The following is a 17780-nucleotide window of genomic DNA, read 5'->3' as shown; positions in this document are numbered from 1 at the left end:
TCCTTATTTAAGGAGGTGGTGTCTGGAATTAGGGTGATGAGGTAATTTCATAGTTTACATTAAAGAGAGAGAAAAAAGAGAAAAAAAGAGAGTTTCAATGGGAGGTTTTTTGGAATGAGTAAGATTAAACTAAGCTTTTCATTCCTGCTAACATTAATGTTAGTAGCAATGTTTAGCATTGTGGCTTCAGCTGCCGGCAGTACTGACCCAAATAACACCTACAACGCAGGTGTAGACGGTAAGAGCGGTACCGGTGTAGTAGATGGAAAGGCTCTAACTGATTCTGATCATGATAACAACTTCGATACTGTTAAAAAAAGCAACGCTAACAAAACTGGTTCTGGTGTTGGCGGTCAAACTGAAAACTTTAGTAATGTTATCAAATCAGATGACATGGTTAAAGGAAAAGACGGTTCTCACGGAACACAACGTACACACGGCGAATACATGAACAACACTAACTCTTGTGCCAGCTGTCACCAAACACACACTGGCGCAGGTGCAAGCTTATTGTTCAAAGACGGTGAATATGCCACTTGTACTGCATGTCATGATGGTACATTAGGTTTTTATAACGTAATGGGAGAAGGTTCTAACTCTGCCGGTACTTTCGGTGGATCTCATGATGGTAACATGTCCGCTCACTTAGCTAACGGAACTGTAAAATTAAGCGCAGCTCCTGGCGGTAACATGAAGGAAGTAACTGGCCGCGGCGGTGAGTGGACCGAAGAGTTCACTTGCGCAAACTGTCACGCACCTCACGGATCCTACTCTGATCGTTTATTACACGAAGATCCAAATGGCATGGGTAACACTTTAGTTAAAGACGGCGGTAAGAAATTAGAAGGAACTCCAGTTCTTGACAAAACTACTTTGCCTGACATGAAAGTTAAGTATGCTGCTGCTGATATCGTAATCAAAGACGCATTAGACAAAGTATCATCTACTGCAAACTATATCGTTTACCGTTTCAATATTGGTGATGCTACTGATACTAACGCACCTACAAACGCTGACTATGCTGCAAAAGGCCTTCAAAATGGGGACGTTGTTCTTCAGTTAATGAAGTGGAATGGCACACAATATGTTATCGATACAGATCCATGGTTACATGAGTATGATTTCGACTCTACTCATACAAAACACTATTGGACCGCTTTCTATGATGGTTCAAAGTATGCAGCTAACTATGCAGACCCTGAATTTGCTAATAAGTTAAAAGATATCGTCCACACTGACAGCTTAAAAGCTGGTGAAAAATTAGGTGCAGGCTTCATTGGTGTTAGAAATGACACAACTACTTATCCTGGAGCTGATACACTAATAACTAATTTTGGTAAAGTAACTACTGGTAATATCGCTCGTGGATATGTCGTTAAGCTTGATGTTTCTACTGTAGATGCAAAAAACAATGTAACTAAAACAAATGTTGCTTCATTATGGGCTGGCGGCGCTAATGCAGGTAAAGGTGTTGCCATGTCTACTTGGTGTGCATCTTGTCACACTGACTACCTAGCATCTTCTGGTAAAGAAACTGGTACATTTGACCATGCATACCGACATACTACAAACTCTGACACATACACTTGTGTACGCTGTCACTATGCACACGGTACTGACGTAACAATTATGCGTGACGCTCGTGGATTAACATACCAAAACATCTTAAGTGACACTACTAACTACTTCCCAGGTGTAACTGGTGACGCTCGTACGGCAATGGTTAAAGATTACCTACTTGACAAGAACCCATCTTCTGCTTTGAAGCGTTACACTAACATGGCTGTATGTTGGGGATGTCACACTTCTTCCCACTCTGGTGGTACAAGAAATGGAGATACTTATCAATACAGTACAACTCCTGGTGTTGATACAGATCGTAACGGTATTGATAATACTCAAACACCTAACACACCAAATGCTGGTTATTAAAAAAAGCCATCAAATAGCCCTACTATTTGATAGCCCTGAATGGAATATTTAAGTTTAATAAATGACAGCTCACTTCGGTGGGCTGTTATTTATTTTAATTTAACCATTTGTTCACAATATTGTCAATAAATAGGTTCACAATGTTGTCGATTTATCTTCACAGTTCTGTTACCCAATTCACTTTCTAATAAAAGTATAATAATAATGTAGATTACAAGAAAAAGGTATTTGAATATTTATTACCTTGTAAACTTTTTATACATCCTAGAAATTAAATTTCAGCTTTTATGTCAAAGCAAAAAAGGAATGGCCATCCATGATTTCAAATAATCCAAGAAATAAAATACTAAATATTTTTATTGTACTTATATTTTTTCTTCTAGCCACCACCATACCTTCCATTGCATCTGCAGAAGAACAGATTCCTATTGCGGATTCTCCGCAGGTTGATACAGTAAATAATCCCCCCGCTACGGTTGGTCAAACAACTCCTGTAACAGAACCAGCGTTGGTTGTAACAACAACTGAAGTCAGCGATACAATTACGCCTTCTATATTTGTAAAAAGCATAACGTTGCAAAGTGATGGAATAAGCATTACTGGAACAGTTTCAGACAATCAGCCAACCACTGAACCATTAACGATGAATATTATTTATCCTGACGGTCATAAAGAAGCATTAGTTCCTAATTCTGGGGCCTGGTCATTTAAAACAAGCGTCACAGCAAAACTTAACCGATATAAAATAGAAGCAATCGATGCTGCTAATAATACCACAGAAGTTTTTGTACAACGTCCTTATATTAAATCTATTACTATGAATGTCTTTAAATATAAGCAGAAGGATTATGAAGGCGCTGAGCCTTATAAAGTAGAAGATGTAACTGCAAATGTTAACATACTAGATAAAGATGACATCACCCGAGTCTCTTTAAATCAAACCATTGTAATAGAACTAAGCGACACATTAACTAATCCGATTGATAACAATCATAATCCTTTTATCATTTATGATAAAAATAAACAAGAAGTTCCATTCGACATTGACTTTACACCTGAATCTAATAAAATAACACTTACCAATCAAGCTGCGCTGACCCCTGGTGAAACTTATTACTTACGGTTTAACCCGAGCCTAATCAGTCTTAATTATAATGATGGTACAATAAAACTAGTTGATGATTTGACTAACCCGTTTTATTCGATTACCAAACAATTTACAACGGTTAGTAATGCAGCTAAAAACTTCGCCGTTAACGGATATACTGTTCAGGAAATGAATAACCTACAACAGCTGCCCCATGGCGAATACAACAATAATGTCAATAACTGTGCGATTTGCCATAACACTCACGAAGGTGCAAATAGTAGTTTGGAAGATAAAGATATTGCTGAAGGTTACTGTATGACCTGCCATGATGGAACAACAGGTCCTAAAATGGTAAACTTTGACTCATCAATTAAATCGAAGCATGAAACACAAAAAATCACCGAACACGATACGAAGTCTGGATCCTGCACAGCCTGTCATAATCCACATCTAACGTGGAGTGAAGACAACCCTAATTTGCTTATTGACCACTATGTATATGATCATAAGGTAGAAGATACTTGGGAAGGGAATTCAGTTGGGAAAATTGACAGCAATGTTCAAATGTGTGAAGCCTGTCATGGCAGATACACCTATTCCTATAAGTCCTTAGCAGAAAAAAGTGGCGGGTATAATGTCCTCCATTATCGACAAGAGACAACTGCAATTGGGAATATATCGGAAACTGACGAAGTGAAAAATGGGGTTACAAATAAAGTTTTAAATGTGGATGATTACAACTTGTGTTTTACTTGTCATAATAGTGAAAAGGAAACTAAAGATGGGACAAAGGATATCCTAACCTATTATACTAATAAAGATTCCAAACATATCATGTCAGCGCTGGATGGAAGTAAACTTAATGGTCAGCTACCTTGTTCAGAATGCCATGAAACCCATGCATCGCAAAATATATTTTTATTAAAAGATAAACTAGGCCATGAAAATCAGCAAACATTTAGTTTATCCAAAATAGATGATTGGTCAACTCAAAAGAAACGTGATTATTGTTTAACTTGTCATAATGGTGAAACAGTCCTTTTCGGAGTAACAGGAAAAGCTATATATGATGAAACGGGTCAATCACTTATTACAACGAACGAAAAAGTAAAAACAGCACATGCAAGGGATAGTATAGACGTGGATTGCTCTACTTGTCATAGCAATAGTAAGTCATTTACCGAAGCTGTGCATGCGCCAATAATATCAACACCATAAGATCGAGGGGGCTAAGCCCCTCGGTTTTTTAATTGGCCAAAGCAAAAAAGCCTTCAGGCATTCCTAATGAAGCCGAAGACTTATTCCATTCTCTTTATTTCCCCTTCAACCATTCACCTAACCCATCAATCTTCCTCCACAAATGCAAATGCATATCCGCATACACAATCGCTTCATTCTCATCCCCAAACCCGAAATAATCAGGTGGATAAGCAGGCAGTCTTTTTTTACCGGTTAAATACGGAATCACATACTTATTTTCCTTTTTGGCACCCTTCAAAAGCATTCCGGCTTTAGCCGAAAAACCATGTTCAGATAACTCCAATAAAAGCCGGTTATAGAAGAATTGGGCAGTGGGCTCCTCAAATTGTTCCAGAATCGCATGAGCTTTTGCTAAGTCTCCCATATCCATATAAGCAACAAACAAGGAGTAACGGACACCTTGGTTATCCATTGGATTTAATTCAAGCAACTGTTCATATTGCCGAGCCGCCTGGTCTATTTTTCCCAAAAGCGAAAGAGCTTCGGCATAATGAAGTTTGGCGCGCATGTAAGGTCTTGTTTCGACCAATCCCCAAAAATAGCCCTTGTTTTCTTTGAAAAAGTCCTTGCCCAGGTCTTGTTCACCCGCTTGGATCCCTTTTTCATATAATAGAATCGCTTCTTCTAGGCTCTTTGTTTTTTCAGCAAGAATGACGTAGGCATCGACACAATTGGGATTGAGGTTTAATGCTTCTTCTGCAAATTTATAACGCTGCTTCCCGTCTGTTTGCAAGGCGTCATAAATCAAGTTTCGAGCCCGCTCCTCATCACGCTTGGAGATCTTTCGTACGGTGGTTTTCTTCGCAGGCCGATCCGACCCAGTTGGAAAGGTTGTCACATTAGGCCCGGCTGCAGTGTTCGACCCTTTATTCTTAGGAAACTCAATAACAGGTGCTAGTTGAGCCTTAGGGAGAACAAAAGTATCCTCCTTACCCAGATTGTCCAACCCGAAAAACTCGCCAATATCTTCCTCTAACTCGAACTCCAATTCTGACACAACCGAGGAAATACTGCGGGCAGAAACACCGTATTGCTGAGCCAGTTCCTTTTGCGTCACGGCTTGGTCCAATGGAGTGAGCGTGGACAATAAGTAATGAAGGGCGGCTACATATATATTGGGATTTTGGATTCGCTTTTGTTTCTTTTTGCAGAATGAATACCAGAGAATCAGACCCATATCTAAGACAGGAGGGGGCAGCTGCATTTCAAGCTGCTTTTTAAAAAGATCAGCTACGTCCTTGTAAATAGGAGCAGGCCAATCGATCTCGTCTATTTCCATTAAACCTCCTGCCATCGGGAGCTCACTTACAATGTCCACAAAGAAGTCGGTCAAATATTCCTGTGGTGAATCATAATCGGCATCAAGGCTGCTGTCTTTAATATAGGAAATAGCAAGGTCTGGGTTGAGGTCTGGCAGTTCTAATGGACCCGGGAAGAAGACATATTGTTGTTCAAATGGCAGCAGGATTCCAACCATAAACGATCCTTCATCCACTTGAAGGGGCTCGGATAGATTAATCGCTTCAAGATGCTCCGAAGTGAAACCATCTTCGATTGTCAGCTTGTTTTCATCCACAGCGATTACTGTGCCGGCAATGGTTCTGGCATTTGTCCAGGTTTGTAAAATATGCTTTAATTTAGGCCGCTTTATTTTTCCCGCTACGACTTGAATGAACTTTTCCATGATTGTTTCACCATCATCCAACCCTTCAAACAGAGAGAACCAAATGGAGTGAATCATTTCATAGAATTCCTGCTCCTCGTTATCCATGATTTCCAGACTTGTTTCTAGTACTTCAAAATCCTCCGCCATTTCATGACCAAAATGATAGTAAGCGAAATGGAGGAATTGTTTCTGCAGTTCATCTATTTCATGTTCAAGGACTTCAGTGATGGAAATGGCATCAGTTGCTCCGCAGCACTTTTTATACTTTTTTCCACTCCCGCAAGGACAAGGTTCATTACGGTTTATTTTCTCCATTCCTTTGTCTCCTTTTCTGTAGTTTCGCTCGTCCTGTTGCAGCTGCTTATGTATAAGTCTGAATGATAACCATCGTTTACTCTTATTTAATAGTACCATCTTTGACACATCGAAATATATAAATACTAAGGATGTTTAATGGATTTTTCCCAATTTATCTTAGCGGATGTATGGGGATGATTTTAAAAAAATCCGAACTAAATCGTCTAATTTTGAATTTAATCCGGTTCTCACGCTATAATGGATAGGGACTAACTAATTCAAAATGTGAAGATTAATTTTTTATAGAGGTGAAGAAAATGGAATTAGCAGAAATTCGGAATGAACTTGAAAAAACAGCTAAGACATTAGCGGACTTTAGGGGGTCTCTTTGACCTTGAAAATAAAGAAGCCAGAATCGCAGAGCTAGATGATGAAATGCTTCATCCTGACTTTTGGAATAACCAAGAGAAGGCGCAGGCCGTGATCAGCGAAGCGAATGGTTTAAAAGATCAAGTAAATGAGTTCATGGAGTTAAATGACTCCTATGAGAATCTCGAGCTGACATATGAACTTGTAAAAGAAGAAAATGATGAAGAATTAAGGGCTGAACTGGAAGAAGAGTTGGAACAACTAACCTCCCGTTTAAGCCAATTTGAGCTCCAGCTTCTTTTGAGTGAGGAATATGATAAAAATAATGCTATCCTCGAGCTCCACCCAGGTGCGGGTGGGACAGAATCACAGGACTGGGGTTCGATGCTGCTTCGGATGTATACCCGCTGGGCGGAAAAGAAGGGCTTTAAGGTGGAAACGCTCGACTATCTTCCTGGTGATGAGGCTGGCATTAAGAGTGTGACCTTATCGATTAAAGGGCATAATGCCTATGGTTACCTAAAAGCAGAAAAAGGGGTTCACCGGCTTGTCCGGATTTCGCCGTTTGATGCATCAGGCCGTCGTCATACTTCGTTCGTATCGTGTGAAGTCATGCCTGAGTTTAATGAAGAAATTCAGGTCGAAATACGCACCGAGGATTTAAAAATTGATACGTACCGTGCCACAGGTGCTGGTGGACAGCATATCAATACAACCGATTCGGCAGTAAGGATTACCCACTTGCCAACGGGAGTGGTCGTGACCTGCCAATCGGAACGTTCACAAATTAAAAACCGTGAGTCAGCGATGAAAATGTTAAAAGCGAAGCTGTATCAGCGGGAAATTGAGCGCCAGGAACAAGAGCTGTTGGAAATCCGCGGTGAACAAAAGGAAATTGGCTGGGGAAGTCAAATTCGTTCTTACGTCTTCCATCCTTATTCCATGGTAAAAGACCACCGGACGAGTACGGAAAGTGGAAATGTGCAGGCCGTTATGGACGGAGATTTAGATCAGTTTATTAACGCTTATTTGCGTTCAAGAATTTCATAATCATCAAGCCTTTGCCGATTTGTTTGGCAAAGGCTTTTTGTTGGTTAACAGTTGGTATCCGCCAGAAACAGGCAACTATGCGCCAGTAAGTGTCAGGCGAGCGCGAGTGAAGAGGAGTTATCCGCCAGTAAGCAGTGGAGTCGCCAGTAAATAGCGGGTATCCGCCAGAAACAGGCTGCTAGGAGCCAGTAAGTGTCAGGCGAGCGCGAGTGAAGAGGAGTTATCCGCCAGTAAGCAGTGGAGTCGCCAGTAAAAATCGGGTATCCGCCAGAAACCGGCTGCTATGCGCCAGTAAATAGCAGGCGAGCACCAGTGAAGTGGAGTTATCCGCCAGTAAGCAGTGGAGTCGCCAGTAAAAATCGGGTATCCGCCAGTAAGCAGGGGAGTGCCAGTAAAAATCGGGTATCCGCCAGAAACAGGCTGCTATGAGCCAGTAAGTGGCAGGCAAGCGCCAGTGAAGTAGAGCTTTCCGCCAGTAAGCCAATGAATCCCCAAAGACAATGCCGTAAATGAAAATCTAAAACCCTTTCATGAAAACACAAACAAAGGCAAATGCTAAACCTAGCTAACTGTTCACTGTACGATTACTTTATCACGTTAACTCAATGCCATTTACACCCCTATTTATCAAATGCTATACTCACATTCGGTTCATTTATCTGGATAGAATATAGAGGAGAATTTGTATGAATGTATTAAGCAATTTAACACACAAGTACCCGAAATGGAGTATAACAGTTGATTATATTTACGTGTTAGTGGGAGCGGCAATTATTGCGTTAACTTTTAATGTTTTTTTACTGCCTAACCAAGTAGCTTCAGGAGGAGTCAGTGGGATTAGTACCATTTTTAAAGCTGTCTTTGGATGGGAACCGGCCTTTGTTCAATGGGCTTTTAATATCCCGTTATTTATTGCCGGTGTCATTTTTTTAGGAAAGCAATTCGGTGTCAAAACGCTTGTTGGCACGATCTTTCTGCCGTTTGTCGTTTTTCTGACGAAACACTTAGACCCATGGACCCATGATGCCCTGCTAGCGGCGTTATTCGGGGGGATTGGCGTAGGCTTGGGGCTTGGGATTGTCTTCCGCGGAAACGCCTCGACAGGCGGTACCGACCTGGCCGCTCAAATCATCAATAAATATACTGGCTTTACCCTCGGGAGATGTGTGGTCATCATTGATGGGTTAATTGTACTAACTGCTGCGGTTGTTTTTGATATTGAAAAAGGCTTGTATGCGTTAATAGCCCTCTATGTGACAAGCAAAACGATTGACCTTGTTCAGGTTGGCTTTGGACGTTCGAAAATGGCCATGATCATTACGAATAACCAAGATGAAGTTAGAGAGGGAATCTTGAATAAAATTGACCGTGGCGTGACAAAACTATCAGCATATGGTGGTTTTACAGACCATGAACGGCCAGTGCTTATGTGCGTGGTAGATCAAACGGAGTTCACAAAATTGAAACATTTAGTTCAATCTATTGATCCGTCTGCATTTGTCATTGTAATGGATGCGGCTGAAGTACTTGGTGAAGGTTTCAAACGCGCATAAGATTGGTATAATAGTACATTGATGGAAACTTTTTCTCAAAAAAGGGGGGGAATATGATGAAGCAAAAGCTGTTAGCCCTATTACTTGGAACCTCTCTTGTAATGGGACTTGCTGCCTGTGGCGGCGGCAACGATAACAAGAAGGACACGTCTAAAGATAATGGCGGCGGCACAACGGAAACCTCAAATGCCAGTGACGCCCAAAAGATTTTTGATCAAAAGTGCTCCAGCTGTCACGGCGGTGATATGAAGGGGGGCATGGGTCCAAACTTAACAAAGGTTGGATCAAAATATTCAAAAGCTGAAATCCTAGACATCCTTAAAAACGGTAAAGCAGGCGGAATGCCAGCAGGTTTGGTAACTGGTGATGATGCCAATACTATGGCAACTTGGCTTGCAGGAAAGAAATAATTAATATCAATACGTAATGAGGAAAACGTTCTGTTGCATTTAAACAGGGCGTTTTTTTATTTGCGTAATTAATTTTGAATAGTGAGAAATTTGTCAAGATAGGTGTCTCTTGAAAAGAAACTGTAATATTTTTACCGTTTTATTAGCGAATTATGATGTTATAATAAAAACAAGCAAGATTATGCACATATTATTTGTTTTTTTGGCCCAATCTGTAAAAATACGAAGGTTAATGTCGAATGATCTTCGAATAATCTTCGATAATAGGTGATAATGAATGATAGAACTACTAGATGTATATAAGAAGTATCCGAATGGTGTAACAGCCATTAATGGTATAGATGTCCGAATTAATCAGGGCGAATTTGTTTATGTCGTTGGACCAAGTGGTGCCGGTAAATCAACCTTCATTAAAATGATGTACCGCGAAGAAGTTCCGTCAACTGGTACGATTACGATGAATGGCGTCAACCTTGCCAAATTAAAAATGAAAAAGGTACCGATATTTAGAAGGAATTTAGGCGTCGTGTTCCAAGACTTTAAACTCCTCCCGTCCTTAACGGTTTATGAAAATGTGGCCTTTGCCCTTGAGGTTATTGAGGCACAGCCAAAATTTATCCGCAAACGGGTAATGGAAGTACTTGATCTTGTAGGCTTAAAGCATAAAATTAAAATGCTGCCAACAGAGCTATCCGGCGGGGAACAACAGCGTGTATCGATTGCCCGTTCCATCGTCAACTCGCCAAAGGTTGTGATTGCCGATGAGCCAACGGGTAACCTGGATCCGGACACATCATGGGAAATTATGAAGATTTTTGAAGAAATCAATAACAGAGGAACGACTGTTGTGATGGCAACCCATAACAGAGAGATCGTCAATACATTACAACATCGCGTCATTGCTATTGAAGGCGGTAAGATTGTTCGTGATGAGCAAAGAGGTGAATACGGTTATGAAAATTAGAACAGTTGGCCGTCACGCCCGAGAAAGTTTAAAAAGTATAAAAAGAAACGGCTGGATGACTTTTGCATCTGTTGGTGCCGTTACGGTTACCTTAATCCTAGTGGGTGTCTTTTTCGCCATTATGATGAATCTTAACAGGGTAGCGCAAACAATTGAACAAGATGTAGAAATTCGAGTGCACATAGACGTTGCCGCTTCTAAACAAGATCAGGAAACGTTGAAAAACGAGATTGATAGTATACCAGAAGTAAAAAGTATTCAATTCTCACCAAAAACGCAAGAACTAAATAACCTCGTCAAGAGTCTTGGTGAGGATGGTAAAGCGTTTAAGCTTTTTGAACAGGATAATCCGCTAAATGATGTCTTTATCGTCAAAACAAAAAATCCGGCCGATACGATGAAAGTGGCGAAGCTGATTGAAAAAGACAACTTTGTCGCAAAAGTTAAATACGGTCAGGGCAAGGTAGAAAAATTATTTAAATTTATCAATGCGGCCCGAAACGTGGGGATTGTTCTCGTCATTGGTTTGTTCTTTACGGCTATTTTCTTAATCTCCAATACGATTAAAATTACGATTATTGCGAGACGAAGAGAAATTAAGATTATGAGGTTAGTAGGAGCAACGAATACGTTTATTCGCTGGCCGTTCTTTTTAGAAGGTTTATGGCTCGGCATTATCGGCTCGATTTTACCGATTGTCCTGATCTCGATTGCTTACTATCGTGCCTATGATTATATCGGTCCTAAGCTTGCTGGAACCTTTATCAAGATCTTGCCGTTTAACCCATTTATGTATCAAGTTTCAGGCATTTTGATTTTAATGGGTGCACTGATTGGTGTATGGGGAAGTGTCATGTCTGTACGTAAATTCTTAAGAGTGTAATTTTTAAGGAAGGACGACTCATTTGTCCTTCCTTCAATCATGAGTAAAGCAGGGCCAGCAACGATTTACCTGTAAATAGAGAGACGGAGGGAACAATCGGTTATGAGGAAATCAATAGTTACCCTTGCCGTGACGGCAACGGTAGGGTTTGGAACCATTTTTGGAGGAACATCTGTTAGAACAGAAGCAGCCTCTATCTCCAGCTTAAAGGGAGAGCAGAACAAAATTCAGGAACAGCGCTCCGATATCAATTCCACTATTAATCAGAAAAGCAATCAGATTACAGATCTACAGAATCAGCAGGCGGATGTAAAAGATGAAATTACTAGATTAGATAAGGCTATTGCTGACTCAACCAATAAAATTAATGAAACAACCGCTAAATTAGAAAGTACCAAAGCGGAAATTCTGGAACTTCAAGGCGAAATGGAAGTTATTAAAGACCGGATTGAGAAACGTAATATCCTCTTAAAAGACAGAGCACGCAGCTATCAGGAAACAGGTGGTGTCGTTAACTATCTGGATGTTTTAATGGGTTCCACCAGTTTTAGTGATTTTGTTGGCCGTGCCAATGCAGTTGTAACGATTATGCAGGCTGACCAGGCTATATTAAAAGAGCACGAGGCAGATAAGCAGGCTTTAGAAACAAAACAGAAGCAGGTTCAAGCCAATCTTGCCAGCATCCAAAAAATGGTCGCAGACTTACAAACCTTAAAACAACAATTAAATGTTCAAAAGGCAGATAAAGATAAATTATTAGCGAGCCTGAAGGACCAAGAAAATGACGCCCACGAAGGTTTGATGGATTTACAAGAACAAGATGCCCTTCTTGCCGCTCAACAAACAGCCATTCAACAAGCCATCAAGATGGAGCAGGAAGCTCAAGCGAAAGCAGCAGCAGAAGCCGCAAGAGCAGCAAAAGCAGCAGCTGAAGCTGCTAAGCGTCAGGCGGCAAGCAGCCACAGCAGCAGTAGTAGTAGTACAAGTTCTAGCAGTAGTTCTGGATATGTGAGTTCAGGATCGACCCCTGGCGTTTCCAGCGGTTATTGGACACAGCCTGCTGCCGGCTATTTAAGCTCTGGATTTGGAGCACGCGGTAGTGAAAGGCACGTCGGTGTAGACATTGCCAATCCTACAGCTGTACCAATTGTTGCTGCTGCTGACGGTGTCGTCATACGATCCTATCTATCTAGCAGTTATGGAAACTGTATCTTTGTCTCCCACTCTATTAATGGACAAGTTTACACCACTGTTTATGCCCACATGTCAACACGTTTGGTCGGCAGTGGAGCTGTTGTGAAAAAAGGACAGCAAATTGGTGTGATGGGTAATACAGGCGATTCAACAGGCCAGCACTTACACTTTGAACTTCATAAAGGTCCGTGGACACAGGATAAGCGCTTTGCGATTAATCCTGTCGGCATTGTGCCATTACCATAGCAGAAAAAGGAAGAGGTCAACTGGTCTCTTCCTTTTTTCTTTTTTTACTTTGAGAATTGTCTAGCTCCAGCGCCTAGCCCCTCGAGGTCATAAGCCAATCCGTCCAAAAGGTTAAAAAGCAACCTTTCGGCCGGCTCGTCTTATGCTTGTCGGGGCTGACCAAGGCGCTTTCGCATTTCTATTCATAACTCGTCCATTCCTTACATATAAGTTAATAATCGGGCAGGGGTTCGGTTGAATTTGACGAATCGAAGGACAGGCATTTTTTACTTGAGGAGGATTCATGATGAATCGTAGATGGATGGCCCTGTTAATGACAGGTTCACTGCTGACAGGAGCAGGGGGCACTTATGCGGGAATGACCTATTTTAATAAAACAGATGCTGCAGCAAAATTGGAACAAGCAGTCAGCCCAAAAGAAAAAGCGACAGCCACTGAGGCAAATGCCGATAATCTTGTAAAGGTAGAACAGGCATATGAGCTCATTTCCAGCCGTTATGTCGAAAAAGTAGACCATGACCAATTGGTAGAAGGGGCCATTCAGGGGATGCTGTCCGTTTTAAAGGATCCGTACTCGGTATATATGGACAAGGACACAGCGAAGCAATTCACCCAAACGTTGTCATCATCCTTTGAAGGAATTGGTGCCGAAGTCGGCATGGTAGATGGGAAAATTGTTATTGTGTCGCCTTTTAAAAATTCACCCGCTGAAAAAGCGGGCATCAAACCAAATGACCAAATTTTAAAAGTAAATGGTAAAAGTGTCGAGGGGCTCGATTTAAATAAAGCAACCCTGAAAATTCGTGGGAAGAAAGGAACCACTGTTGAACTCGAAATCGCTAGAAAAGGCTTAAAAGAACCGTTGAGCATTGATGTGAAACGTGATGAAATTCCACTTGAGACCGTTCATTCTTCGATCAAGAAACAGGATGGCAAAAAGATTGGCTATATTGAAATTACCTCATTCTCTGAGGATACTGCTGCTGATTTTAAGAAAGACCTAAAGGCCCTTGAGAATGACCATATTAAGGGGCTGGTCCTTGATGTACGAGGTAATCCTGGCGGCTTATTGGATAGTGTCGGAGAAATCTTAAAAGAGTTCGTTCCAAAGGATAAACCATATGTGCAAATTGAGCAGCGTAACGGCGAGAAACAACGCTTCTTCTCAACTCTTTCTAAGAAAAAGGATTATCCAGTCCTTGTCCTTGTTAACAAAGGCAGTGCGTCTGCATCTGAAATCCTGGCAGGTTCCCTTCAGGAGGCGGACGGATATAAGCTTGTTGGGGAAACGACGTTTGGCAAAGGGACTGTCCAGCAGGCCATTCCAATGGGGGATGGCAGCAATATTAAGCTGACCTTGGCTAAGTGGCTGACACCGGATGGAAACTGGATTCACAAGAAAGGGATCAAACCGGATATTGCCATTAAGCAGCCTGCCATCTTTAATACACATCCGATTCAAGTTAGTAAGCCAATAGTGGAAGATATGAACAATGAGCAAGTCAAGAATGCTCAAGAAATATTAGACGGATTGGGATTTGAACCGGGTCGGAAAGATGGTTATTTTAGTGAAGAAACCAAGGTAGCGGTAAAGGGCTTCCAGCAGGAGCATAATCTGCCGTCTACCGGAAAGATTGATGAAAGGACAGCGGCTAAGCTGGAAGAGGCGGCAGTAAAGGAAATGAAAAAAGAGAAAAATGATTTGCAGCTGAAAATGGCGTTAAAATTAATAACGAAATAAACCTCCAGGGGCTTTAAGCCTCTGTTTTTTTTTGGAAAGAATCAGGGGGGTTCATTTATGGGATGCGGAAAAGGTGTCCAATTTCGCGGTATTATCAAGAATTTCCACGGAAATAGTCGCAGATTCTGCGGAAATGCTCCACAAGTTGACGGAATTCCTCCAAAAATGAGCGGAATCGGCACCGTGTGAGGACAAAATGACCATTTTTCTTTACTTCTAAAAACTAGCAATTTGTTTTATGTTAGTAATTTGGTAAAATAAAGTTTAAGAGATTTTTATTTCATATTTTTAAGAAATTTTTAATAGAGGCAGGTGGCAGGAAATGGTAGAAACGTGGCTTGTGGAAGTATTAAAAGGGGCAGGCAGGTTTTTTCTTCATCCAGTTTTATACTATCTCGTTTTCCTTGCCGGGATATTAGGTGTCAAACGGGTAAAACGTGAACGGAAAAATTTTCATATACGGGCGGAAGATGCTTATTTTGAACTTCGACAACTATTTCCAATCGGAATGGTCATTGGGCTCATTCTGTCGGTCATCACGATAGCCGTGGGAATCGCTGTACCATTTGCCGCAATCTTACTGATTGTCGGTTTCACACTGATCTGGTCATTAACAACCAATATACGGTTGATGTCACCAGCGTATACAATTGGGGCCACCTTTTTCGCGATCATTATGATTGCGCAAAATAATTGGTCAATTCCCCTGTTTACAAAGGCGTTTTCTTCGATTGATGATAAAGTCTATCCATCATTGGTGGTTATTCTCGGATTATTGTTAGTTGCCGAAGGCATCTTAATTTTTAAAAATGCCAGCAAAGGTTCTTCTCCTAAGCTTGCGAAAAGTAAACGCGGCCAGGTGGTTGGTGTCCATGAAGTCAAGCGGCTATGGATGGTGCCTTTGTTCCTGCTGATTCCTGGGAATGCCTTGCATCTCCCTTTTGAATGGTGGCCGGTCTTCCATTTGGGGGCAAAGGAGTATTCATTGATTTTTGTACCGTTTGCGATTGGGTTCCATCAGCAAATTAAAGGCATGCTCCCAAAAGAGTCGATTCAGCTTCATGGGCGCCGAGTCATCGTTCTTGGGGGTGTGATTTCACTGCTTTCGCTTGCCGGTTATTGGTATCCGTTGTTGTCGATTGTTGTTGCGGCATTGGCAGTCATTGGCCGGGAATTACTCGCTTTAATCGCTTATTTGAAGGATGAAAGTAAGGCTTCGTATTTTTCTAAGAAGAATAACGGTGTGATGATTATCGGGGTTATTCCTGAATCTCCTGCGAGTAAAATGGGCCTTCAGGTCGGGGAAATTATTTCGAAGACCAACGGGGTTTTGGTTCGCGATGAACAAACCTTTTATGAAGCACTACAAAAAAACCGCGCTCACTGTAAGCTCGAGGTTTTCGATACAAACGGTGAAATCCGCTTTGTGCAACGCGCTCTGTATGAGGGAGACCATCACGAGCTCGGCGTCCTGTTTGTGCAGGGTGACCGGAAGTTTGATGAAAAGATCGGCTAGGTTTAATGATTTGTTTATAGGCTATATATTACTAAGAGAGGTACCAAAATGGTACCTCTCTTAGTTTTTTTTATCGGCTTTTTTCCAAAAAAAATGTATTACTTATTTTTGAGTATATTTATAAGTTCTCTTTGTTCTTCTTTTAACGATGCTATTTCTGCTTCTAACTTCTCAATTTTCTGTATAAATGGTGTCAATGCCTCTTGAAGCATGGAACGCAGGCGATCACTTTTTTCGATATCCATGTTGTCCTCCTAATATCTACTGTTTTTTCATATCAAACTTTTCTTATTTGGAATGCTTAGTTAACACGACATACAAACTAACAGGTTCACTGCTTGTATTGATAACTGAAAGTTCCTCATCATCACTTGTATGGATGACATCCTGTTCTGTTACTTCATTTTCTTTGCCGTCAATGATAATCCTGCCGTTTCCGGATACCACTAACAGGTAGACGTCCGCACCGGGGTGCTTATGAGCGGGCAGTTTTTGTCCGGGAAGAAAATTTAAAATAAAAGCCGTACTGCTGCCATTATTAAAAATAACCTTTTTTGTAAATTTTTCCTCACTAAATTCTTGATAGGTCTTAATCGTTTGCTTATCCATGTCTACCCCTCCTTATTTTGTCTATCCACATTATAAATGAAAATCATTATCACTAAAGTGAACTGAATCACTGTTATTGATATTTTTGTCTGGAATTCTGTCACTATGTAAATTAAGTTTTAAGATACCGAATAAGCTAAATAGATCAAGAGAGCATTGAAGCCAATCATGTGTATTTCAACGTATTTTTTTTATGACCATTCTGATTGTATTGGAAAAAAACTGTTGACATCGAAAGAGCTTTTATTATATGATTATCTCGAATTAAAAATAAACAATTTTGAGATACTCACATCTAAGATATAACATCAAGAAGGCGGTGCAAGCAATGGGTTTATTAAATCGATTATTCGGTAACACACCAAAGGAGGAAAAAACAATGACAAAATTAAATATCGGGATTATTTTAGGAAGTACACGTCAAGGACGCGTTAGTCCACAAGTAGGAGAATGGGTAAAAGGAATTGCCGACAAACGCGGCGATGCAAACTACGAAATCGTTGATATCGCAGACTTTAACTTACCATTCTTAGGAACTACTGATGGTACAGAACCAGGGATTGCTGCATGGAATGAAAAGTTAGCGAGCCTAGATGGCTTCGTATTCGTTGTTCAAGAATACAACCACAGCATCACAGGCGCTTTGAAAAATGCTCTTGATTTTGCTCGTGAAGCTTGGAATGACAAAGCGGCTGGAATCGTAAGCTACGGATCAACAGGCGGCGCGCGTGCAGCTGAACATTTACGCGGTATCTTAGGTGAATTAAAAGTGGCAGACGTTCGTACACATCCAACCTTATCATTATTCACAGATTTCGAAAACGGCAGTGTTTTCAAACCAGCTGAATTACACCTAACAAATGTAACAGCCATGCTTGACGAAGTAATCAAGTGGAGCGGAGCATTAAAAACAATTAGATAAGAAGTTTCTCCTATAGAAACTGCTACAAAGGTGTCTGATACCTAAATGGTGTCAGGCACCTTTTTTATCGTTTAGCTC

The 17780-nt window shown here is 41.0% G+C and carries 14 protein-coding genes; 11 read left to right on the top strand and 3 right to left on the bottom strand.

Going from position 1 to position 17780, the window contains the following annotated elements:
- The first annotated feature begins 114 nt into the window (after positions 1 to 114).
- Together L1999_RS25880 and L1999_RS25875 are read left to right on the top strand one after the other, a co-directional pair.
- On the top strand, positions 115 to 1932 hold the full coding sequence (locus L1999_RS25880; protein WP_235741144.1) for a cytochrome c3 family protein: 1818 nt from the start codon (positions 115 to 117) through the stop codon (positions 1930 to 1932).
- A gap of 316 nt (positions 1933 to 2248) precedes the next feature.
- The gene (locus L1999_RS25875; protein ID WP_235741143.1) at positions 2249 to 4240 is read left to right on the top strand and encodes an Ig-like domain-containing protein; all 1992 of its coding nucleotides are present in this window, start codon (positions 2249 to 2251) and stop codon (positions 4238 to 4240) included.
- A gap of 94 nt (positions 4241 to 4334) precedes the next feature.
- Here L1999_RS25875 and L1999_RS25870 read toward each other — a convergent pair whose 3' ends face one another.
- Positions 4335 to 6263 (bottom strand): SEC-C metal-binding domain-containing protein, encoded by a 1929-nt coding sequence (locus tag L1999_RS25870; RefSeq protein WP_235741142.1) that lies wholly within the window; start codon positions 6261 to 6263, stop codon positions 4335 to 4337.
- Between the two features lie 299 nt (positions 6264 to 6562).
- Here L1999_RS25870 and prfB point away from each other — a divergent pair.
- The 8 genes from prfB (at position 6563) to L1999_RS25830 (ending at position 16171) form a co-directional block, all read left to right on the top strand.
- Positions 6563 to 7664 (top strand): peptide chain release factor 2 gene (gene prfB / locus L1999_RS25865; protein ID WP_235741141.1). Its coding sequence is split into 2 segments (ribosomal slippage): positions 6563 to 6634 and positions 6636 to 7664, totalling 1101 coding nucleotides; the frame shifts between segments, so codons are not numbered across the junction.
- A 686-nt stretch (positions 7665 to 8350) separates the two neighbouring features.
- Positions 8351 to 9217, top strand: a complete 867-nt coding sequence (locus L1999_RS25860) for a YitT family protein (protein ID WP_235741140.1) — start codon at positions 8351 to 8353, stop codon at positions 9215 to 9217.
- A 56-nt stretch (positions 9218 to 9273) separates the two neighbouring features.
- Positions 9274 to 9627: a cytochrome c551 gene (gene cccB, locus L1999_RS25855; protein WP_235744470.1), complete on the top strand. Its 354-nt coding sequence runs from the start codon at positions 9274 to 9276 to the stop codon at positions 9625 to 9627.
- Between the two features lie 277 nt (positions 9628 to 9904).
- Positions 9905 to 10591, top strand: coding sequence for a cell division ATP-binding protein FtsE (ftsE, locus tag L1999_RS25850; RefSeq protein WP_235741139.1), 687 nt, complete (start codon positions 9905 to 9907; stop codon positions 10589 to 10591).
- The gene (gene ftsX / locus L1999_RS25845; RefSeq protein WP_235741138.1) at positions 10581 to 11474 is read left to right on the top strand and encodes a permease-like cell division protein FtsX; all 894 of its coding nucleotides are present in this window, start codon (positions 10581 to 10583) and stop codon (positions 11472 to 11474) included. Before ftsE ends, ftsX begins: the two co-directional genes overlap by 11 nt.
- 102 nt (positions 11475 to 11576) lie before the next feature.
- Positions 11577 to 12914 (top strand): murein hydrolase activator EnvC family protein, encoded by a 1338-nt coding sequence (locus L1999_RS25840; protein ID WP_235741137.1) that lies wholly within the window; start codon positions 11577 to 11579, stop codon positions 12912 to 12914.
- 286 nt (positions 12915 to 13200) lie between these two features.
- On the top strand, positions 13201 to 14655 hold the full coding sequence (locus tag L1999_RS25835) for a S41 family peptidase (RefSeq protein WP_235744469.1): 1455 nt from the start codon (positions 13201 to 13203) through the stop codon (positions 14653 to 14655).
- A gap of 322 nt (positions 14656 to 14977) precedes the next feature.
- Positions 14978 to 16171 (top strand): PDZ domain-containing protein, encoded by a 1194-nt coding sequence (locus L1999_RS25830; protein WP_235741136.1) that lies wholly within the window; start codon positions 14978 to 14980, stop codon positions 16169 to 16171.
- A gap of 98 nt (positions 16172 to 16269) precedes the next feature.
- Here L1999_RS25830 and L1999_RS25825 read toward each other — a convergent pair whose 3' ends face one another.
- Positions 16270 to 16416 (bottom strand): hypothetical protein, encoded by a 147-nt coding sequence (locus L1999_RS25825; RefSeq protein WP_235741135.1) that lies wholly within the window; start codon positions 16414 to 16416, stop codon positions 16270 to 16272.
- A gap of 43 nt (positions 16417 to 16459) precedes the next feature.
- Positions 16460 to 16780 carry a cupin domain-containing protein gene (locus L1999_RS25820; protein ID WP_235741134.1) on the bottom strand — a complete coding sequence of 107 codons (321 nt, stop codon included), beginning with the start codon at positions 16778 to 16780 and terminating at the stop codon, positions 16460 to 16462.
- A 328-nt stretch (positions 16781 to 17108) separates the two neighbouring features.
- Between L1999_RS25820 and L1999_RS25815 the strand changes: the two genes are divergently transcribed.
- Positions 17109 to 17702 (top strand): NADPH-dependent FMN reductase, encoded by a 594-nt coding sequence (locus L1999_RS25815; RefSeq protein WP_235741133.1) that lies wholly within the window; start codon positions 17109 to 17111, stop codon positions 17700 to 17702.
- Positions 17703 to 17780: the final 78 nt, after the last annotated feature.

This window comes from Neobacillus drentensis, from assembly GCF_021560175.1.
Lineage (GTDB): Bacteria > Bacillota > Bacilli > Bacillales > Cytobacillaceae > Neobacillus > Neobacillus drentensis_A.
Note: the sequence above shows the minus strand (reverse complement) of the source record. Positions and strands in the feature narration are given on the sequence as shown.